The sequence below is a fragment of the Collinsella aerofaciens genome, assembly GCF_040915425.1.
In the GTDB taxonomy this organism is placed as follows: domain Bacteria; phylum Actinomycetota; class Coriobacteriia; order Coriobacteriales; family Coriobacteriaceae; genus Collinsella; species Collinsella aerofaciens_BW.
In genome coordinates this window covers 1-19,264 of record NZ_JBCPDN010000045.1, presented here as the reverse complement: position 1 = coordinate 19,264, position 19,264 = coordinate 1, and the positions used below count along the sequence as shown (strand labels likewise).

General features: G+C 61.7%; 16 protein-coding genes. 12 read left to right on the top strand and 4 right to left on the bottom strand.

Annotated features, from left to right (window positions below; all coding sequences use genetic code 11):
- Positions 1 to 235 precede the first annotated feature (235 nt).
- The 7 genes from AB5164_RS07110 to AB5164_RS07080 all read left to right on the top strand — a co-directional run bounded on the left by AB5164_RS07110 (position 236) and on the right by AB5164_RS07080 (position 8,843).
- A complete protein-coding gene (locus AB5164_RS07110; RefSeq protein ID WP_368143196.1) occupies positions 236 to 997 on the top strand; it encodes a 4Fe-4S dicluster domain-containing protein in 762 nt (253 codons plus the stop codon).
- Positions 998 to 1,337: 340 nt separating this feature from the next.
- Complete coding sequence (locus AB5164_RS07105; RefSeq protein ID WP_368143195.1) at positions 1,338 to 3,170, top strand: NAD(P)-binding protein; 1,833 nt, start codon at positions 1,338 to 1,340, stop codon at positions 3,168 to 3,170.
- Complete coding sequence (locus AB5164_RS07100; protein ID WP_438265554.1) at positions 3,164 to 4,975, top strand: [FeFe] hydrogenase, group A; 1,812 nt, start codon at positions 3,164 to 3,166, stop codon at positions 4,973 to 4,975. The genes AB5164_RS07105 and AB5164_RS07100 overlap by 7 nt, the downstream gene beginning before the upstream one ends.
- Positions 4,976 to 4,977: 2 nt before the next feature.
- Entirely contained in the window at positions 4,978 to 6,033 is a 1,056-nt protein-coding gene (locus AB5164_RS07095) for an ABC transporter substrate-binding protein (protein ID WP_368143257.1), read from the top strand.
- Between the two features lie 24 nt (positions 6,034 to 6,057).
- Positions 6,058 to 7,413, top strand: coding sequence for an ATP-binding cassette domain-containing protein (locus AB5164_RS07090; protein WP_368147923.1), 1,356 nt, complete (start codon positions 6,058 to 6,060; stop codon positions 7,411 to 7,413).
- 226 nt (positions 7,414 to 7,639) lie between these two features.
- A complete protein-coding gene (locus AB5164_RS07085) occupies positions 7,640 to 7,843 on the top strand; it encodes a type II toxin-antitoxin system RelB/DinJ family antitoxin (RefSeq protein ID WP_006235351.1) in 204 nt (67 codons plus the stop codon).
- Positions 7,844 to 7,931: 88 nt separating this feature from the next.
- A complete protein-coding gene (locus AB5164_RS07080; protein ID WP_368143255.1) occupies positions 7,932 to 8,843 on the top strand; it encodes a CPBP family intramembrane glutamic endopeptidase in 912 nt (303 codons plus the stop codon).
- Here the strand turns inward: AB5164_RS07080 and AB5164_RS07075 are convergent.
- On the bottom strand, positions 8,840 to 10,981 hold the full coding sequence (locus AB5164_RS07075; RefSeq protein ID WP_368143254.1) for a YgiQ family radical SAM protein: 2,142 nt from the start codon (positions 10,979 to 10,981) through the stop codon (positions 8,840 to 8,842). The two genes, AB5164_RS07080 and AB5164_RS07075, sit on opposite strands and share 4 nt — an antisense overlap.
- A gap of 253 nt (positions 10,982 to 11,234) precedes the next feature.
- On the opposite strand from AB5164_RS07075, the gene AB5164_RS07070 reads away from it, so the two are divergent.
- From AB5164_RS07070 to AB5164_RS07060, 3 genes are all read left to right on the top strand, one after another.
- Entirely contained in the window at positions 11,235 to 11,951 is a 717-nt protein-coding gene (locus tag AB5164_RS07070; protein ID WP_055310199.1) for a YoaK family protein, read from the top strand.
- A 166-nt stretch (positions 11,952 to 12,117) separates the two neighbouring features.
- Positions 12,118 to 13,284: a lactaldehyde reductase gene (gene fucO / locus AB5164_RS07065; protein WP_022094861.1), complete on the top strand. Its 1,167-nt coding sequence runs from the start codon at positions 12,118 to 12,120 to the stop codon at positions 13,282 to 13,284.
- A 604-nt stretch (positions 13,285 to 13,888) separates the two neighbouring features.
- Positions 13,889 to 14,932: a M42 family metallopeptidase gene (locus AB5164_RS07060; RefSeq protein ID WP_368143214.1), complete on the top strand. Its 1,044-nt coding sequence runs from the start codon at positions 13,889 to 13,891 to the stop codon at positions 14,930 to 14,932.
- A gap of 155 nt (positions 14,933 to 15,087) precedes the next feature.
- Here the strand turns inward: AB5164_RS07060 and mnmA are convergent, their stop codons facing one another.
- Positions 15,088 to 16,290 (bottom strand): tRNA 2-thiouridine(34) synthase MnmA, encoded by a 1,203-nt coding sequence (gene mnmA / locus AB5164_RS07055; protein ID WP_368143216.1) that lies wholly within the window; start codon positions 16,288 to 16,290, stop codon positions 15,088 to 15,090.
- A 79-nt stretch (positions 16,291 to 16,369) separates the two neighbouring features.
- Positions 16,370 to 17,308: a cysteine synthase A gene (gene cysK / locus AB5164_RS07050; RefSeq protein WP_368143213.1), complete on the bottom strand. Its 939-nt coding sequence runs from the start codon at positions 17,306 to 17,308 to the stop codon at positions 16,370 to 16,372.
- A gap of 253 nt (positions 17,309 to 17,561) precedes the next feature.
- Here cysK and AB5164_RS07045 point away from each other — a divergent pair, with 253 nt between their 5' ends.
- Positions 17,562 to 17,990, top strand: coding sequence for an RrF2 family transcriptional regulator (locus AB5164_RS07045; protein WP_022094857.1), 429 nt, complete (start codon positions 17,562 to 17,564; stop codon positions 17,988 to 17,990).
- A gap of 141 nt (positions 17,991 to 18,131) precedes the next feature.
- Here the strand turns inward: AB5164_RS07045 and AB5164_RS07040 are convergent, their stop codons facing one another.
- Complete coding sequence (locus AB5164_RS07040) at positions 18,132 to 18,497, bottom strand: phage holin family protein (protein ID WP_035137358.1); 366 nt, start codon at positions 18,495 to 18,497, stop codon at positions 18,132 to 18,134.
- A 324-nt stretch (positions 18,498 to 18,821) separates the two neighbouring features.
- On the opposite strand from AB5164_RS07040, the gene AB5164_RS07035 reads away from it, so the two are divergent.
- Positions 18,822 to 19,121, top strand: a complete 300-nt coding sequence (locus AB5164_RS07035; RefSeq protein WP_022094855.1) for a YerC/YecD family TrpR-related protein — start codon at positions 18,822 to 18,824, stop codon at positions 19,119 to 19,121.
- The last annotated feature ends 143 nt before the right edge of the window (positions 19,122 to 19,264 follow it).

Sequence of the window (19,264 nt, the reverse complement as noted above, 5' to 3'; positions counted from 1 at the left end):
GCAGAATACTCCGTTTTTTGCACGGGCCAGGATGGGGTACCTCGGGAAAACACGGCGGTATCCCGTAAATATATACAATCTGTACCGTAATTTATACAAAACGAAGAGGCAGACAGCGTAGGGTTGGTGCATTGGGGTGCTTGATGCACCAAAATGGGGATCCCACGTGCCGTATACTCTGGCTGGATGTGAAAACGGCTTGACGCGTTGCCAGACGTAGGGGGAGGGTGTCTCGATGAGCGTATTCGAAATTGTGTTTAGTCCGACGGGTGGAACGCAGAAGGTGTCTGGCCTTGTGGCCGGGGCACTGGACAAGAATACCGTTACCGTCGATCTGACCGATAGCGGGCTAGATTTCAGCGCTGTCTCGATGACTGAGGACGACGTGGCCGTAATCTCTGTGCCGGCGTATGCCGGTAGAATCCCGGCTGTGGTGGCTGACCGGTTGGGCATGGTTCACGGCAACGGAGCGCGGGCCGTTCTGGTGTGCGTCTACGGAAACCGCGCGTTTGAGGACACGCTCGTAGAGCTGGAGGACGTTGCGAAGCATGCGGGATTCCGGGTGATCGCGGCAGTTGCGGCCATTGCAGAACATTCCATTGCGCGACAGTTTGCTGCCGGTCGTCCGGATGCGCAGGATGCGGCGCAGCTTGCTGAGTTTGCTCAGCAAATTCAGCAAAAGCTGTTGGCTGAGGATGCGTCCGAGCCCTCTATCCCCGGCAATCGTCCTTATAAACAAGCTGGAGGTCACCGCATGGCGCCCGAGGCAACAGAGGATTGCGTCTCCTGCGGTGCATGCGCCGCGGCGTGCCCCGTTTGTGCTATCGACAAGGGTGACTCCAAACGAGCAGCTGGCGAGGCGTGCATCTCCTGCATGCGCTGCATCGCCGTATGTCCGCGAGGTGCTCGCAAGCTTGATTCCAACAAACTATCCGCTGTTTCCCAGATGCTGAGCAAGGTTTGCGTCGCGCGGAAGGGATGCGAGCTCTTCATCTAGCGCAAGTGAGATTGGTGCAAACAAACCTGGCCCTTTTGCACCAAAAACGATCCGTTTTCCTCCGTTCCCAAGGGATCATGTGATCCGAAGGGGACGGAGGAAAACGGATCAAAAAGGAAAAATAGTAAGGCGCTCTTTTTCACATTGAATATTGCAATTTGGTAACGCGTTTTATCAAATATGGCATTTATCTGCGATAATGTTCATTTTCACCGCTGATGGTGACATTTCATACCGCCTGCCGAACTGCGTGGAGACCTAACAACTTTTTAGGTCAGTGTTGTGCGTGTAGCAATTTCGCCCGGCCTCGCCTCCGGGCTGCCATGTGAGAGGGGATCTTATGGCTCGACTGCACGTAATGGAACGCAGCCACGCTCAGGCCGTCATGGACGACCTGCACGATGCACTCGGACGTCGTCTGGCGGTGAGTTCACTCGCCCCGTGCCCCGTCGAGTTTACGGCGGCGCTCGTCAACCTGTGCTCCACCCAGAGCTGCGGCAAGTGCACGCCCTGCCGCGTGGGCCTGAGCGCGCTGAGCGACCTGCTCGCCGATGTGCTCGAGGGCCGCGCCGACGAGTCCACGCTCAACTTGATTGAGCGCACGGCCCGCACCATCTATCTTTCGAGCGATTGCGCCATCGGTTACGAGGCCGGCGCCATGGCGCTTACGGCTATCCGCGGTTTCCGTGACGATTTTGAGCACCACATCCGCGAGCACTCCTGTGGCTTTGACCGCGAGGCCCGCGTCCCGTGCGTCTCGGGCTGTCCGGCGCATGTCGACATTCCCGGTTACATTTCGCTCGTCGAGGCCGGCCGCTATGCCGATGCCGTCAAGGTCATCCGCAAGAATAACCCGCTGCCGCTCGTTTGCGGCCTGGTGTGCGAGCATCCCTGCGAGATGCATTGCCGCCGTGGCATGGTCGACGACCCCATGAACATCCTCGCCCTCAAGCGTTTTGCCGTTGAGCACAGTGACCTCAACGACCACAAGCCGCATGTAGTGGACAACACCGGTAAGCGCGTCTCCGTGATCGGCGGCGGCCCGGCTGGCCTTTCCTGTGCCTACTACCTGGCCGTGATGGGCCACAAGGTGACCATTTTTGAGCAGCGCCACCACTTGGGCGGCATGCTGCGCTACGGCATCCCCAGCTATCGTCTGCCGCGCGAGCGCCTGCAGGCCGAGATCGACTGGATCTTGAGCGCCGGCATCGACGTTGAGCTCGATCACTCCGTGAACGGCGAGGAGCTCGCTCGCCTGCGCGACGAGTTCGATGCCGTCTACCTGGCCATCGGTGCCCATAGCGACAAGAAGCTCGGCCTTCCGGGTGAAGAGGCGCCCGGCGTGGAGTCGGCCGTCAAGATGCTGCGCGCCATCGGAGACGACGAGCTGCCCGATCTGAGCGGCCAGCGCGTGTGCGTCATCGGCGGCGGCAACGTGGCCATGGACGTGGCGCGCTCTGCCGTGCGCTGCGGTGCCGAAAAGGTGAGCATCGTCTACCGCCGTCGCATCTGCGATATGGCGGCCCAGGACGCCGAGATTGCCGGCGCCCAGGCCGAGGGTTGCGAGGTTCTGGAGCTCACGGCGCCGCTCGCCATCGAGACGGGCGAAGATGGTCGCGTGAGCGGCCTGCGCGTGCAACCGCAGATTATCGGCGAGCCCCGCCGCGGTCGTCCGGCTCCGCGTGCCGCCGCTACGCCCGAGCGCGTCATCCCCTGCGAGCGCGTGTTTGTCGCCATTGGCCAGGACATCGATTCCAAGCCGTTTGAGGACATGGGCATCGCCTGCAAGTGGGGTTGCGTGGTCACCGACTCGGACGGTGCCGTGCCCAACTTCGATGGCCTCTTTAGCGGCGGCGACTGCCAGACCGGCCCCGCCACCGTCATCCGTGCCATCAACGCCGGCCGCGTGGCTTCGGCAAACATCGACCGCTATCTGGGCTTCGACCACAAGATCAAGCTCGACGTGGAGCTGCCGACCGTTCAGTTTAAGGGCAAGCACGAGTGCGGCCGCTGCGAGCTGGGCGAGCGCGAGGCCGGCGAGCGTATTCACGATTGGAATCTGGTCGAGCAGGGCCTTACCGAGGAGGAGGCGCGCCAGGAGGCAAGCCGCTGCCTGCGTTGCGACCACTTTGGCTTTGGCGCGTTCCGCGGAGGGAGGAACCTGGAATGGTAGAGCTCAACAAAACCACCGTCGGCGACAACAGCGAAAACGGAGCGCACAACATGGTCAGGCTCATTATCGATAACTGCGAAGTCGTGGTGCCCGAGCACACCACGATCCTGGATGCGGCCAAGTCCGTCGGCATCCAGATTCCCACCCTGTGCTATCTGCGCGATCTGAACGAGATCGGCGGCTGCCGCGTGTGCGTGGTCGAGGTCGAGGGCTGCGATCAGCTGGTCGCCGCCTGCAACAACTACGTGCTCGACGGCATGGTGGTGCACACCAACAGCCCCAAGGCCCGCGAGGCTCGCCGCACCAACGTGCAGCTGCTGCTGTCCCAGCACGATTCGCAGTGCACGAGCTGCGTGCGCAGCGGCAACTGCAACCTACAGACCATCGCCAACGACCTGGGTATTTTTTATCTGCCGTATCAAAGGCATTTGGCGGGCGAGGGCTGGGATTTCGATTTTCCCATCATCCGCGAAAACGACAAGTGCATTAAATGCATGCGCTGTATCAAGGTGTGCGAGAGCGTGCAGGGGCTAGGGATTTGGGACCTGACCAACCGCGCCACGCATACCGCCGTGGGTACCCGCGGGCGCGCGCCGATCGGCAAGACCGAATGCGTCGCGTGCGGCCAGTGCATAACGCATTGCCCGACGGGCGCACTGCGCGAGCGCGACGATACCGAGACCGTGTTCGATGCTCTCGCCGATCCCGACAAGATCGTGCTGGTGCAGATTGCGCCGGCCGTGCGCAGCGCCTGGGGCGAGGAGCTCGGCATATCTCGCGAGGAGGCTACCGTTGAGCGCTTGGCTTGCGCGCTGCGCCGCGTTGGCTTTGAGTACGTGTTCGATACCGATTTCTCGGCCGACCTCACCATTATGGAAGAGGGCTCCGAGCTGCTCAAGCGCCTGGGCGAGGCCGCCAAGGGCGAGGGCGACAGCCGCAGCTGGCCCATGTTCACGAGCTGCTGCCCGGGCTGGGTACGCTTTGTGAAGGCGCGTTACCCCGAGTTTGTCGACAGCCTGTCCACGTCCAAGTCGCCGCAGCAGATGTTCGGCGCCATCGCCAAGACCTACTACGCCAAGGTGCTGGGCGTGGAGCCCGAGCGCCTGTTTGTGGTGTCCGTGATGCCGTGCACGGCCAAGAAGGCCGAGTGCGCGCTGCCGAGCATGGTGGGCGAGGGCGGCACGCCCGATGTGGACGTTGCGCTGACGGTGCGCGAGATGGTGCGCATGGTCCGCGCGAGCCACGTGAGCGTGGATACGCTAGTTGAGGAGCCGCTCGATACGCCGCTGGGCTTTGGCACGGGTGCGGGTGTGATCTTTGGCGCCACGGGCGGCGTGATGGAGGCCGCCGTGCGCTCGGCCTATTACCTGGTGACGGGCAAGAACCCCGACGCCGACTTCTTTACCGATGTGCGCGGCCTGGACGGCTGGAAGGAGGCCGTGGCCGATATCGATGGCACCAAGGTGCGCGTCGCCGTGGCACACGGGCTGGGCAACGCTGCCCGTCTGCTCGACGCGATTCGCGACGGCCGCGTGAGCTATGACTTCGTTGAGGTTATGGCGTGCCCGGGCGGCTGCGTCGGTGGCGGCGGTCAGCCCATCCACGACGGCTGCGAGCTGGCAGCCGAGCGTGGCCAGGTGCTCTGGGGCCTGGATGCCGCTGCGGACATTCGTTTCTCGCACGAGAATCCCGATGTCCAGGCGTGCTACCGCGAGTTCTTGGGCGAGCCGCTCTCGTCGCTGGCTGAGGATCTGCTGCATACCGACCATCACGCATGGACGATGCCTAACGAGGGGACGTGCTAGCGATGCGCGCGTTTGATTTTGAGCTGTCGCGCCGGGGGTTTGCCTCGGCGCTTGCCGCGGGTGCGCTGTCGCTTGCACTCGCGGGCTGTGGCGGCGGGGCTGCCGGTGCCGGGTCCGCCGCGGGCTCGGCTGCCACGGACGGCGCCGGTGCTGCTGCAGAGCCGGTCGAGGTGCGCGTCGCCTCGCTCAAGGGGCCGACCTCGATTGGTCTGGTGCAGTTTATGGACCGGGCAGCCGATGGCGAGACGGACAATGAGTTCGACTTTGCGATCAATACTGCCGCCGATGAGATTGTGCCCAAGGTCATTCAGGACGATATCGATATCGCCCTGGTGCCCGCCAACGTGGCGAGCGTACTCTACAACAAGACTGAGGGTGCGGTGCAGGTCATCGACATCAACACGCTGGGCGTGCTGAACGTGGTGACGGGTAACGCGGACGTTACTTCGTTTGGCGATCTGGCGGGCCATACTGTCTATATGACGGGCAAGGGCACCACGCCGGAGTACGTCATGAACTACCTGTTGGAGCGCGCGGGCCTGACCGGCCAGGTGGCGCTTGAGTTTAAGAGCGAGCCCACCGAGGTGCTCTCGGTGCTGCTTGCCGATCCGTCTGCCGTGGGCGTGCTGCCCGAGCCGTTCAAGACCGCTGCCATCGCAAAGAGCGAAGGCAAGCTGTCGGCGCCGGTGAGTCTGACCGATGTGTGGGATGAGCTGGCGGGCGACACGGGCTCCCGTTTGCTGACGGGCGTGACCGTGGTGCGTCGGGCCTTTGCCGAGGAGCATCCCGAGGCCGTGGCGGAATTCCTGAGCTGCCATGCTGCGAGCGTTGAGGACGTGAACGCGGTGCCGGCGGACTGGGCTCAGGCCGTGGTCGATGCGGGTATCGTGGATAACGCCGCGATTGCCGAAAAGGCGATTCCCGGGTGCATGCTCGTGTGCCAGACGGGGAGGGATATGAAGGCGGCGCTCGGTGGGTACCTGCAGGTGCTGGCCGATGCGGACGCGAGCGCCGTGGGCGGCAAGCTCCCGGCTGACGATTTCTACTACATGGAGTAGCCCGTGCGTGCGTTTGCTCGACAAATGGCAGAGCGTATGAAGGCGGTGGCGGCAGCAGGTGCCGTTGCCGCCTTTTGGCTTGCCGTGTGGGTGCTGGTGGCGGGTCTCGTGGCGCAGCCGTTGATTTTGCCGGGGCCGGGCGCTGTCGTGGTGGCGTTGCTACGACTGGTATGCGATGCCGGCACATGGGCGATTCTGGCAGGCTCGGGTGCGCGTATCTTGGGCGGGCTGGCGCTTGCCGCGGTGTGCGGCGTCGTGATGGCGGGAGCCTCGGTGCGGTCGCTGACGTTTGCCCGCTTGGTGGCGCCTGCGCTTTCGTTTGTTAAGGCGACACCGGTTGCCTGCGTGGTGGTCCTGCTGCTCATTTGGTTGGGGTCGGCGCGCGTGAGCATCGCCGCGGTCTTTTTGATGGCGCTGCCGGGCGTGTATTTTTCGCTGGTCGAGGGTTTGACGCAGGTTGATCAGTCGCTGGAGCAGATGTTTCATCTGCATGGCGTGCGGGGTTGGCGTCTGTTTTGCGCCCATACCTGGCGCGAGGTCCTGCCGTTTGTGCTTTCGTGCGCGCGTGCCGTGATCGGCATGAGCTGGAAGGCCGGCGTGGCGGCGGAGCTCATCGGCATGGCGACGGGCACCGTGGGCGAGCGCATCTATCAGGCGAAGCTGCTCATCGAGACGGCTGACCTGCTGGCGTGGACCGTGCTGGTCGTGGCGGCATCGTGGGCATGCGAGCGCGTGCTGGTGTGGTTGCTGCGGGCTTCGGGGCCCGTGGCGTGGCGAACTGCCGTGCGGGCGCATGGGCATGGACTGCGCGGGCGTACAGGGGCTGCGAGCGATGGTGCTGCAGCGGAGCTTGCGCTTGCCGTGGGCGATCGCGCGCCTTGGGCGCCGGCGCTCGACGGGCTGGTGCTTCATGTGCCCGCCGGTGGACGCACCTGTGTGATGGGCGCTTCGGGCGTGGGCAAGTCGACGTTGCTTGCGCTGGCGGCGGGGGAGTGCGCACCGTGCTCCATGGTGTTTCAGGATGTGCGCCTGGTCGAGGACGCTTCTGCCTTGGATAATGTGCTGGTGTGCGCCGACGCGCGCGTGGATGCCTCGAGTGCCGCAGCCCTGTTGCGCCTGCTGGTACCGGGGATCGATGTGCATGCACGCGTGGCTGAGCTCTCGGGTGGGCAGCGTCGTCGCGTCGAGATTGCCCGAGCCCTGCTGTGCCCGGGCGGCGCAGTGATTCTGGACGAGCCCTTTACCGGTCTAGACATCGCTGCGCGCGACGCATGCGCCGAGGTCGTGCTCGACTTGCTCGACGGCCGCATGCTGTTGCTTGCCACGCACGATGCCGCTGACGCTCGGGCCCTCGATATCTCGGATATCATCACGCTCTAAAAGCCATTTCAGGCGCTAACTCAACAATAAAATGATTCGTTTTCTTCTGTCTCCATGGGGTCGGGTATGGTATTCTATCTACGGGGTAATACTTAGGATTACCAAGTAATACCAACGCCGTAGAACAAACTCCAGATGCGGGCCAATCGGGTTGCCTTCACAGCCCGTCGCCCAGCCGCGTGGCCCGCATCCATCCGCACCACCGTCGTTTCAAGAAGGAAGCGCCATGGCAGAACACATGACCCCGGTTGTCGCGAAGGTTTTGCCCGAGGAAAAGGCGGCCTTCGCGGCGGCAACCCAGCTCGTGGGCACCACACCGTCCAACGCCATCCGCATGTTCATCGCCGCTTTCAATCGCTGCGGCACCTTCCCGTTCGACATCTCGCCGAGCGGGGCTTTTGGCGCTGCGCCCGATTCTCATCAACAATGACTGTCCCAAACTGCCGGCACTTGGGGACGTTCCTTTTCAGCCGGCAGTTAAGGAACGTCCCTAAGTGCCGGGTTTTGAGGAGGTTGGCATGCTCAATGCGATGGCGTGGGCGCTTGCCTGTTTTGGCGTTGTCGCTGCCGATATAGCCCTGAGCGTGGTTCTGTTTTCAGTTCTCGATGCCGTGTCGGTGCTGACGGGTTTCCCGATCGACAACCTCGATATTCAATGGTTCCAGGCTGCCGCTCAGACGGCGTCATTTTTGATGGCGCTGCTGTGGTGGCGTTATCTGTGGCCGCGCTCGTTTATGGCGCGCCGGCAAGGCGAGCGCCCGCTCGGTGGGGGAGCAGGCGCGGCATGGAAGCGCATCGTCTGCGTTGTCGTGATCGGCCTGTCCATGCAGGTGGTCATTAGCTACCTATGCGACGGCGTGCTGTCGCTGCTGCCCGAGGTCGCGGCAGACTATAGCGAGCTCGTCGAGGAAACAGGCATGGGCGACACGAGCTATCTGGCCGTTCTGACCACGGTGATTGGCGCGCCATTTTGCGAAGAGCTCCTGGTGCGCGGCATTATTTTCGAGTTTTCGCTCCGAGCGTTTAATCCGCAGTGCCGCCCACTTTGGAAGCGCCGGCGTCGTGCGAGCGCGCAGGACGGCGCCATGGTGCCCTGGGCGGCCCCAAGCACGTGGGGTATCGCCGCGGCGATTGTGCTGCAGGCGGCAATCTTCGGTTTTATGCACATGAATTGGGTGCAGGGTTGCTACGCGGGTGCCGCCGGCCTGGTCTTTGGCTGGGTGCTCGTGACCACCGGAAAGCTCCGCTACACGATCCTGCTGCATTTTGCCTTTAACGCCGGGTCTTATCTCATGACGTTACTCTGGTTTGTGAACACGCCGTTCGACGTGGCAATTACGGTCGCTATCGCCGGTGTCATCCTCGTTGAGGCAATGCGCTCGCTGCACCACGCGTGTGGGATGGACGCAGCGAGCGCACCGCTGCCCTAGTTGCGGCGTCCGCCGCCGTTGGCGCCCTGACGCCCCTGGGCCGCACGGTTGCGGCCCGCGGTGTTCTGCGCGCGGGACATGCCGCCGTGGCCCTTGCTGCCTTTGGGTCCCTTGCCGGCGGCGCCACCGTGGGCCTTGCCGCCCTTCTTGCCAGTGCCGTGTCCGCCGCCGGCAGACGTCTCGCCCGGGCGTGGCGGCACGGGGCGAATCAGGCAATGCTTGGTGTAGCCGATCAGGTCGCGACGCCCGGCCTTCTCCAGCGCCTCGCGCACGAGCTTGTAGTTCTCGGGTTTGCGATACTGAATCAGCGCGCGCTGCATGGCCTTTTCGTGCGGGTCGCGCGCCACATAGATCGGCTCCATGGTGCGCGGGTCCACGCCGGTGTAGTACATGCACGTCGACATGGTGGACGGTGTGGGGTAGAAGTCCTGCACCTGCTCGGGCATGTAGCCCATGTCGCGCACGGCTTCGGCAAGGTCCACGGCTTCCTTCATGGTCGAGCCGGGGTGGCTCGAGATCAGATACGGCACCACGTACTGCTTGAGTCCGTATTCGCGATTCAAGCGTTCAAATTTACGGCAGAATGCGTCGTAGACAGCTCGGCTCGGCTTGCCCATCACGGACAGTACCGCGTCGCTCACGTGCTCGGGCGCTACGCGCAGCTGGCCCGAGACATGGTGTTCCAGCAGCTCGCGTAAAAACTCGTCCGAGGCATCGGCCATGGTGTAGTCAAAACGGATGCCGCTGCGCACGAAGACCTTCTTGACGCCCGGCAGCTGGCGCAGGTCGCGCAGCAGCTGCGTGTAGCCGGTCTCGTCGACCACCATGTTCTTGCACACGCTCGGCCACAGGCAGCGCTTGTTCTTGCACACGCCGTGCTTGAGCTGCTTGTCGCAGGCGGGGCGGCTAAAGTTGGCCGTCGGTCCGCCCACGTCGTTGATATAGCCCTTAAACTCGGGATCGCGCGTGAGCAGCTCGGCCTCGCGCATGATCGAGTCGTGGCTGCGCATCTGCAACACGCGGCCCTGGTGGAAGGTGAGGGCGCAAAACGAGCACTCACCAAAACAGCCGCGGTTGGAGCTTATGGAAAACTTGATCTCAGCAAAGGCCGGCACGCCGCCCGCCGCGTCGTAGTCGGGATGCCAATCGCGTGCGTAGGGGAGCTCGGCCACCTCGTCCATCTCGTCGGTGGTGAGCGTCGCCGACGGCGGGTTCTGCACCACGTACACGCTGTTGGGATATGGCTCTACCAGGCGATGCCCGGTGATGGGGTCCATATTCTGCTGCTGCACGTTAAAGCTGCGTGCGTAGTTGAGCTTGTCAGCGGCAAGGTCGTCCCAGCTGGGCAGCAAGTCGTAGTCGTAGACCTCGTCGAGCGAACCCGTGCGGTAAACGGTGCCGTTGATATAGGTAATCTGATCGATGGGCAGCCCCGCGTCGAGCGCGTCGGCGATCTCGACGATCGCGTGCTCGCCCATACCGTAGATGAGGATGTCGGCGCCCGAGTCGAGCAGTACCGAGCGCTTGAGCTTGTCCTGCCAGTAGTCGTAGTGGGCCAGGCGGCGCAGGCTCGCCTCGATGCCGCCGATGATGATGGGGGCGTCCTTGAACGTCTGACGGATGAGATTGCCGTAGACCGTGACAGCTCGGTTGGGACGGCGCCCCTCCTCGCCGCCGGGGGTATAGGCGTCGGTGTGGCGGCGGTGCTTGGTCACCGAATAGTGGTTGACCATGGAGTCCATGTTGCCGGCACTGACCAAAAAGCCCAGGCGCGGCTCACCGAGCACGCTGATGCTGGCGGGATCGGTCCAGTCGGGCTGGCAGATGATGCCCACTTTGTAGCCGTGCGCGTCGAGTACACGGCTGATGATAGCCATGCCAAAGCTCGGATGGTCCACGTAGGCATCGCCGCAGATGTAGACAAAGTCGCACTGGTCCCAGCCGCGCGCATCCATATCGGCGCGGCTGACGGGGAGGAACTTATCGCGGCCCGGGCGCCAGGGGCGGGCAGGCGTCGCTTGGGAATGCTTGGCGCGGGCGACCGTGGCCTGCGCCTTGCCGCCGCGCTTTTGCTGCTGGCCCTGTTTGCCCTGCTGTTCGCGTTGGCTGTTCTGAGCGTGCTGAGGCTTTTTTGCCACGATCCCTCCCGGTGTCTGTATGCTGCACGTAATTGTAACCAGTCTTTTTGGGACGGCGCTAAAAAGACTGGTGGAGTACATGAGCTGGTGAGTGAGAGCGTCGCTGAGCCAGTCGTTTGTTTCCAGACTGTGTATCTGCGCGTTGGAGAACCCGTCTCGCGCGCACGCCATGTTGTCAATGGGTTACAGTATGAACGGCGGTTATGTTTCCGCCAACGCACGAGAGGGTCGTCAACAAGGAGGATGCACGACGATGCAGCGTGCCAAACAGATATCAGAGTCTATTGAGCTGGGCATCATCTTGGCGCTCGCCGGTGGCTTTATGGACGTCTATTCGTACATTGGGCGCGATCATGTTTTCGCCAACGCGCAGACGGGCAACATCTTGCTGGTGGGCGTGAGCATCTCGGAGGGCAATTGGGCACTTGCGGGGCGCTACTTCTTCCCTGTGGTGTCGTTTGCTGTGGGCATTATGCTTGCCGACCTGGTGCACGAGCGGTTTGGCAGCGTGATTCACTGGCGCCAGGTAACGGTGTTCTTTGAAGCCGTTATCTTGCTGGGCGTGAGCTTTATCCCGGGCGGTAATTTCAACCTGCTCGCCAACTGCCTCACCTCGTTTGCCTGCGGTATGCAGGTAGAGAGCTTCCGCAAGATTCACGGTCACGGCATCGCTACGACCATGTGCATCGGCAACTTGCGCAACGCGCTGCAAAACGTGGACGATTACATCATCACCCACAGGCGCGGCTTTTTGGAAAACGGCCTGCTGTATTTCGGCGTGATCTTTACCTTTGTGTTTGGCGCCGTGTTGGGCAACTGGTGCATTGAGCGCATGGGCCTGCACGCCATCGTCGTGGCGAGCTTGCTGCTGTTTGTCGCGTTTGCCATCATGTTCATCGACCGCGAGCGCGACTTGCGCTTACGCTGGAAGGTTGCGGCCGAGGCTTGGAAAGAGGGCTGCCGAAAGTAACCGAATGCGGCAAAGGGGCTGTCCCTTTGCCGCATTATTTTTCATCATCTGTTGAAACGCTTTAACAATTTTGACGTTCTCACGCGTTTTTTTGTTTCAAAAGCGTTAGGATGGGACTCATAGCGTGGGGCGTAATGGGTGCCCCGCACACGATGGGAGGCTATCAATGGCTAATCGTTTCGTTCTCAATACCATCTCTTATCATGGTTCCGGCGCCATCAAGGAGATCCCCGGCGAGCTCCAGCGTCGCGGCTACAAGAAGATCTTCGTCTGCTCCGACCCCGATCTGGTCAAGTTTGGCGTTACCGCTAAGGTGACCGACGAGCTCGACGCTGCCGGCATCGCTTGGAGCCTCTACTCCGAGATCAAGCCCAACCCCACTATCCAGAACGTCAAGGACGGCGTCGAGGCCTTCAAGGCCGCCGAGGCTGACGCTATCGTGACCATCGGTGGTGGCTCCTCCATGGACACTGCTAAGGCCATCGGCATCATCATCAACAACCCCGAGTTCGCCGATGTCCGCAGCCTCGAGGGCGTTGCTCCCACTAAGAACCACGCCGTGTTCACCATCGCTGTGCCGACGACCGCCGGTACCGCCGCCGAGGTGACCATCAACTACGTCATCACCGACCCCGAGAAGGTCCGCAAGTTCGTGTGCGTCGACACCAACGACGCCCCCGAGGTCGCCGTCGTCGATCCCGACATGATGGCCTCCATGCCCGCCGGCCTGACCGCTTCCACTGGCATGGACGCTCTGACCCACGCCATCGAGGGCTACACCACCAAGGGCGCTTGGGAGCTCTCCGACATGTTCCACTTTGAGGCTATTAAGCTGATCAGCGAGAACCTGCGTGACTCCGTCGCCGAGGCCAAGTCCGGTCAGCCCGGCTCCGGTCGCGAGGGCATGGCCCTTGGTCAGTATGTCGCCGGCATGGGCTTCTCCAACGTTGGCCTGGGCATCGACCACGCCATGGCTCACACCCTGTCAGCTCACTACGACACCCCGCACGGCGTCGCTTGCGCCATGCTGCTGCCGATCGCCATGGAGTTCAACAAGCCGGTTTGCGCTGAGCGCCTGGCCAAGGTTGCCGTTGCCATGGGTGTTGACACCACGGGCATGAGCACCGACGAGGCTGCCGACGCCGCTATCGCCGCCGTCAAGCAGCTTTCCGCCGACGTGAATATCCCGCACGTCTGCGAGGCCATGAAGGCTGACGAGATCGAGGTCCTGGCCAAGGACGCCATGGCCGACGCTTGCTTCCCGGGTAACCCGCGCGAGGCGACGCTCGACGACGTCATTGAGCTCTTCAAGAAGATCTGCCCGGCTGCCTAGCCCAGTTTGGTGGTCCTTCGCCCGTAGGTGTATGGTCTTTTGACGTGCCGCTGGCCCCGCCGTGCTGCGCACGGCGGGGCTTTTTGTGCTGCGTCAATGTCCTGAGACGGGTAAAACCAAAGCATGCTGCCCGCTGCGGATAGGTGGTGCACTTCCCAGCGTGCATTTTTGGGAGTATTCAGCAAGCTCTGAAAAATGCATAACGTTGTGAATGGGCCGTAGTGGCCCGCGGGCGCCCATCGACAGCCCCTGTGGGCGGGCTATCGATGGACGGAGATGGCTGTCGCCGCGTTTTTGGTTTGCGACGGTCTACAACACTGCTGTAACCGCGTCGTTTTGTCGTTTGTGATGGGGTCGTTGGGGCCCACGGTGCTGAATACTCCGTTTTTTGCACGGTCCAAGGTGGGGTACCCTGAGACGAAGCAAAAAGATGTCTCATATTTATGCAGATACTGATAGGATTTATGCAAGATTCGGGTTGTAAACCGTGCGCGTGCACAAAACCGGTGCGGGGACGTCGGGAGGCGGCTCGGCTCCTAGGGCATTGACCGTGCAGAACGGTTAAAATCGGGACTCGGTCTTAGTTTTACTTGGAAGGATGCATATGGCTTCTAATGTTGATGCTTCTCTAGAGGGGACGCTCTCCTATATCGCGGGACAGCTTAAGACGCTGACTTCTATCGCCTCGCCTACGGGCTATACCCGTGCGGCTACTGATTATCTGATGGAGGCCCTGCGCGATATGGGCTTTGGGCCCGAGCGTTCTAATAAGGGTAACGTGCTCGTTGAGCTTGGTGGCGAGGGCGAGCCGCTCGTACTGGCGAGCCATGTCGATACCCTAGGCGCCATGGTGCGTTCCATTAAGGACAATGGCCGCCTGCGCCCCACGACGCTCGGTGGGCATCAGTGGTCTACGGCCGATGGCGAGAACTGCACCGTCTACACGCGCGACGGCAATGTCTACACGGGCGTGGTTCTTAACACCGAGCCTTCGGCGCACGTGGCCGACGAGCCGGTCAAGACCATCGAGAAGAACATGGAGATCTTGCTCGACGAGAACGTCGACAGCAAGGACGATGTGCTCGAGCTGGGTATTCAGACCGGCGACATCATCGCTATGGATCCTCGCACGACGGTGACGGAGAGCGGCTACATTAAGAGCCGCTTCCTGGATGACAAACTATCGGCCGCCATTTTGCTGGGCTTGGCGCGTGCCGTCGCCGCTGGCGAGGTGACGCTTTCGCGCAAGGTGTCGCTGCTCTTTACTGTGTACGAGGAGGTCGGTCACGGCGGTGCCTTTGTGCCGGCCGGCACGCGCGAGATGATCAGTGTGGACATGGGCTGTGTGGGCGACGACCTAGGCTGCACCGAGCGCATGGTTTCGATTTGCGCCAAGGATTCGGGCGGTCCGTACAACTACGACCTGGTGACCACGCTGTCCAACATCGCGCGCGAGCTGGAGCTCGATTACGCCATCGATGTGTATCCGCACTACGGCTCGGACGTTGAGGCCACGCTCTCGGCCGGCTACGACATTCGTCACGGCCTGATCGGCCCCGGCGTGTACGCGAGCCACAACTACGAGCGCAGCCACATCGACGGTGTGCGCAACACCTACGAACTCGTCCGCGCCTACGTGCAGCGTTAGGCGCATTTATAGCGCGTGGCAAGTTAAGAGCGCACTAGCCGGTATAACGTTGCCGGCAGGGGCGCTCTTGTGCGTTGCGGTGAAATAGGGACTGTTTTTGCATTTGAAACGCATAAGCAGTCCCTATTTCACCGCAACTTATGAAGGGGATGGGACTACTTGATGGCGCCGGTCACGGTACCGCCGCCCAGGACGATGTCACCGCGGTAGACTACAACGGCTTGGCCGGGGGCGATGGCTCGCTGCGGCTCGTCAAAAGTTAGCAGCATTTGCCCGTCTTCGCCGCGCGTAAGGGTTGCTGCCTGGTCTTTCTGACGGTAGCGGTACTTGGCGCCCACGCGAATGCCGCCGGCATCGAGTTCTGCCTCCATGCGGTCGGCAGGGGCGCTCCAGATCCAGTCGTCGGCCGTGAGTGCTGTGGCCGTTAGGTCCTCGGCCTCGCCCAGATGCACGGTGTTGTTGGCGGTGTCGACGCCCGTCACATACACGGGATGCGCCATCGCGACGCCCAAGCCCTTGCGCTGGCCGATGGTATAGCGCAACGCGCCGTTATGGCGTCCGACCACGCTGCCGTCGCGCCACACAATGTCGCCCGGTGCAGCGGGATGTCCGCAGCGGCGCTCGATATAGCCCGCGTAGTCACCGTCTGGAATAAAGCAGATGTCCTCGCTTTCGGCCTTCTGGGCGTTGGTAAAGCCTTGCTCGGCGGCTATGCGGCGCACGTCGCGCTCTTTGTCTAGGCCTGCCAGCGGAAAGATCGTGTGCGCCAGGCGCTCCTGCGTAAGCGAATATAAAAAGTAGCTCTGGTCCTTTTTGGGATCTTCGCCGCGATGCAGCTGCCAGGTGCCGTCTACTGTCTGGCTTGTTTTGGCGTAATGACCCGTTGCGATGTAGTCGCAGCCCATATCCAGTGCCGCATCCAGCAACGCGCCAAACTTAATGTGGCGGTTGCAGATGATGCACGGGTTGGGCGTCAGTCCCTCCTGGTAGGCGGTCACGAAGCGCTCGATCACGTTGCGGTCGAAGGTCTGCTGCAGGTCGAGCACATGGTGGGGTATCCCCAGGCGCTCGGCGACGGCCTTTGCATCGGCGATGTCGCGGTCGACCTTGCTCATGCCCGTGACGGGATCGGGCGCGGGGCAGGTGAGGCGCATGGTGGCACCGACACATTCGTAACCCTGACTTTTGAGCAGATACGCGGTCACGCTGGAATCGACGCCGCCGCTCATGGCGACGAGCACGCGCTTGTTGTGCATGGGGAGGTTCTCCTTGGTGGCATGTGGCCAAAAAAGAAAAGCGGCGCGGGAGGCTGGTTCCGCGCCGCAGACATTGTAGCAAGTTCGGACGTCTCGTGGGATACCCTAACGAGATGGGCTCAGGCAGCCAGAAGAGAGGGGAGGCCGGCGTGCCTTGGGCCTATCGACAAGCGACGGGCCCTTAGTCCTGGAACAGTGCCGTGGACAGGTAGCGCTCACCGGTATCGGCGAGCAGGGCCACGATGGTCTTGCCCTCGTTCTCGGGGCGCTTGGCCAGCTGCAGCGCGGCCCACACGGCGGCGCCGGACGAAATGCCCACGAGCACGCCCTCCTTGTGGCCCACGGCGCGGCCGGTCGCAAAGGCGTCGTCGTTCTCGACGGGGATGATCTCGTCATAGACCTTGGTGTCGAGGACGTCGGGCACAAAGCCGGCACCGATACCCTGGATCTTGTGCGGGCCGGCCTGGCCCTTAGAGAGCACCGGGGAGGTAGCGGGCTCGACGGCGACGATCTGAATCTCGGGGTTCTGCTCCTTGAGGAACTCGCCCACGCCGGTCACGGTGCCGCCGGTGCCGACGCCGGCGACGAAGATGTCGACCTTGCCGTCGGTGTCATCCCAGATCTCGGGGCCGGTCGTGGCCTTGTGGATGGCAGGGTTGGCGGGGTTTACAAACTGACCGGCGATAATGCTGTTGGGTGTCTCCTTCTGCAGCTCCTCGGCCTTGGCGATGGCGCCCTTCATGCCCTTGGAGCCGTCGGTGAGCACGAGCTGTGCGCCGTATGCCTGCATAAGTTTGCGGCGCTCGACGGACATAGTCTCGGGCATGGTGATGATCACCTTGTAGCCGCGAGCCGCCGCCACCGAGGCGATGCCGACGCCGGTATTGCCGCTCGTGGGCTCGATGATGGTGTAGTCGCCGCCGCGCACGAGCTTGCCGGCCTTCTCGGCCTCGTCGATCATGTTCTTGGCGACGCGGTCTTTGACGGACCCGGCGGGGTTGAAGTATTCCAGCTTGACGAGCACGCGGGCCTTGAGGTCCTCATCGGCCTCAAAGTGAGTGAGCTCCAGAAGCGGGGTGTGGCCGATAAGCTGATCGATGGACGTATAAACATTGCTCATGGTGAACCTCCAAAGTGTTCAAATGACTGGATGCCGTGTGGTTTTACGGTGTGTGTAGCAGCGAAACCCACAAACCTTATAGGTTGTTCGTTTTGCTGTTGGCAAGCATAGTAGACAGTAAAGCCTAGTAACGCAATAGGAAATAGAAGATTATTACGAGTCGATTAACCATCTTGGCCGGAACGGGTATTTTCAAAACCAATATTTCGGCTAGAATTTCTACGGACTAAATGACCGAAAGGCAGCACTATACATGTTGGTTTCTACTAAGGGCAGATATGCCCTGCGCGTTATGGTCGATCTGGCCGAGCACCAGGCAGCCGGTCGCATCCCGCTCAAAGAGATCGCGGCGCGACAGGGGATTTCCGAGAAATATCTCGAGAACATTTTGGCTACGCTCGTGCGCGCCAACATGCTCTCGGGCATGCGCGGCAAGGGCGGCGGCTATGTGCTCACGCGCCCGCCCGAGCAATACACGGTGGGCGAGATCTTGCGCCTGACCGAGGGCAGTCTGGCGCCGGTCGCCTGCCTGGATGGCGACTGCAAGGGCTGCTCGCGATCTGATGAGTGTCCCACGCTCGACGTGTGGAAGAACCTGGACAAGCTCATCAACGACTACCTCGACGGTGTGACGCTCGATCAACTTGTCGCTCCCAACCATGGCTACGACTACGTCATCTAACCCACACCTGCATTTGGGGACGGGGTGGAAATGGTAGATTTTCTCGCCCTTTGAGACTTGGCAAATAAGAAGGCCGCCCATTTTTGCGATGGGCGGCCTTCGTTTTGGGCTGTTGAGACGGACACGGCCGGAATGGCCGTTTTAGTCCTCGGCGATGCTGTCGAGGATGCTGCGCGTGATGGACACCAGGATGCTGCCCATAAAGGCCGATCCAAAGCTGGCGATGGAGATGCCGACGCCCAGCAGGTTGACCGACAGGTAACTCGCGAGCTCAAGCATAAAGCTGTTGACGACAAGCTGGAAAATGCCCAGCGTAATGATCGTGAGCGGCAGCGAGATGACCGTGAGGAACGGTTTGACGAACGAATCGACAATGTTCAGGAACAGTCCCACAAAGGCAAAGCAGACCCAGGTCTCGGCAAAGCCGAAGGGTTGGATACCGGGGACGAGGAACGTGGCGATCGCGATGGCGATCGAGGTGAAGAGCCAGTTAAGCATAAAGCGCATGGCGTGAATCCTTTCTTGCGCCGGGGTTGCTGGCGTCGCGTGAAGCGGCTTGCGGCGGCGACCTGGATGGTTGCGCGGGCGCGCCGCGGTGTTTGGGCGCCCATTGTCTCAAATATTCGTGGAGCTTACGTGCGCATATGGTTTCTAAACGGCGTTCGTCCTGAAAAACGCGCCGCTGGCAGAGAGTCTTGTCGCTTTAGTTTGGTGGTGTGCTACACTGCTACGGGCAAAAGCCACAGGCGTTGCCCTATTGCATGGAACGGGCGAACGATGCCCGATGTCAGTATCAACTTCGATGCCTTTTGGCGGGTTTGGCGGTGATCGATGAATATCGAGAACATGTTTGACAAGCCTGATGTCAAGCAGCTGGTCCACGCATTTAGCCTTTTGGACGACGAGAAGGATATCCAAGCGTTTTTGACCGATATCTGCACGCCGCGCGAGATTTGCGACCTTTCTCAGCGTTTGCAGGTTGCGCGCTATTTGGACGAGGGCGAGCCTTATGTTGAGGTTCAGGCCCGTACCGGCGCTTCGTCCACCACGGTGAGCCGCGTTTCAAAGGCGCTGAACGGCGAGTACGGTGGCTACCGCAAGATCCTCATTAAGTTGGAGGATGGCGAGTAGGCCGGCGACAACATTGAATTACGAAGAACCGTCCCTCCGGGGGCGGTTTTTATATGCCTGCAATCGGCGGCTTATAGGACAAAATGTGTGTCCACGTTGGGGGCATCGGCGCAGGTCGATGCCCCTTTTTCAGCCGTTTAAAT

Bases quoted from the DNA above. Each gene is read 5' to 3' on its own strand.
- AB5164_RS07080 (WP_368143255.1), top strand. From the start codon at position 7,932: ATGCTCAATGCGATGGCGTGGGCGCTTGCCTGTTTTGGCGTTGTCGCT.
- AB5164_RS07045 (WP_022094857.1), top strand. From the start codon at position 17,562: ATGTTGGTTTCTACTAAGGGCAGATATGCCCTGCGCGTTATGGTCGAT.
- AB5164_RS07095 (WP_368143257.1), top strand. From the start codon at position 4,978: ATGCGCGCGTTTGATTTTGAGCTGTCGCGCCGGGGGTTTGCCTCGGCG.
- AB5164_RS07085 (WP_006235351.1), top strand. From the start codon at position 7,640: ATGGCAGAACACATGACCCCGGTTGTCGCGAAGGTTTTGCCCGAGGAA.
- AB5164_RS07040 (WP_035137358.1), bottom strand. From the start codon at position 18,497: ATGCGCTTTATGCTTAACTGGCTCTTCACCTCGATCGCCATCGCGATC.
- AB5164_RS07100 (WP_438265554.1), top strand. From the start codon at position 3,164: ATGGTAGAGCTCAACAAAACCACCGTCGGCGACAACAGCGAAAACGGA.
- AB5164_RS07060 (WP_368143214.1), top strand. From the start codon at position 13,889: ATGGCTTCTAATGTTGATGCTTCTCTAGAGGGGACGCTCTCCTATATC.
- AB5164_RS07105 (WP_368143195.1), top strand. From the start codon at position 1,338: ATGGCTCGACTGCACGTAATGGAACGCAGCCACGCTCAGGCCGTCATG.
- AB5164_RS07090 (WP_368147923.1), top strand. From the start codon at position 6,058: ATGGCAGAGCGTATGAAGGCGGTGGCGGCAGCAGGTGCCGTTGCCGCC.
- AB5164_RS07035 (WP_022094855.1), top strand. From the start codon at position 18,822: ATGAATATCGAGAACATGTTTGACAAGCCTGATGTCAAGCAGCTGGTC.
- fucO (WP_022094861.1), top strand. From the start codon at position 12,118: ATGGCTAATCGTTTCGTTCTCAATACCATCTCTTATCATGGTTCCGGC.
- AB5164_RS07070 (WP_055310199.1), top strand. From the start codon at position 11,235: ATGCAGCGTGCCAAACAGATATCAGAGTCTATTGAGCTGGGCATCATC.
- cysK (WP_368143213.1), bottom strand. From the start codon at position 17,308: ATGAGCAATGTTTATACGTCCATCGATCAGCTTATCGGCCACACCCCG.
- AB5164_RS07110 (WP_368143196.1), top strand. From the start codon at position 236: ATGAGCGTATTCGAAATTGTGTTTAGTCCGACGGGTGGAACGCAGAAG.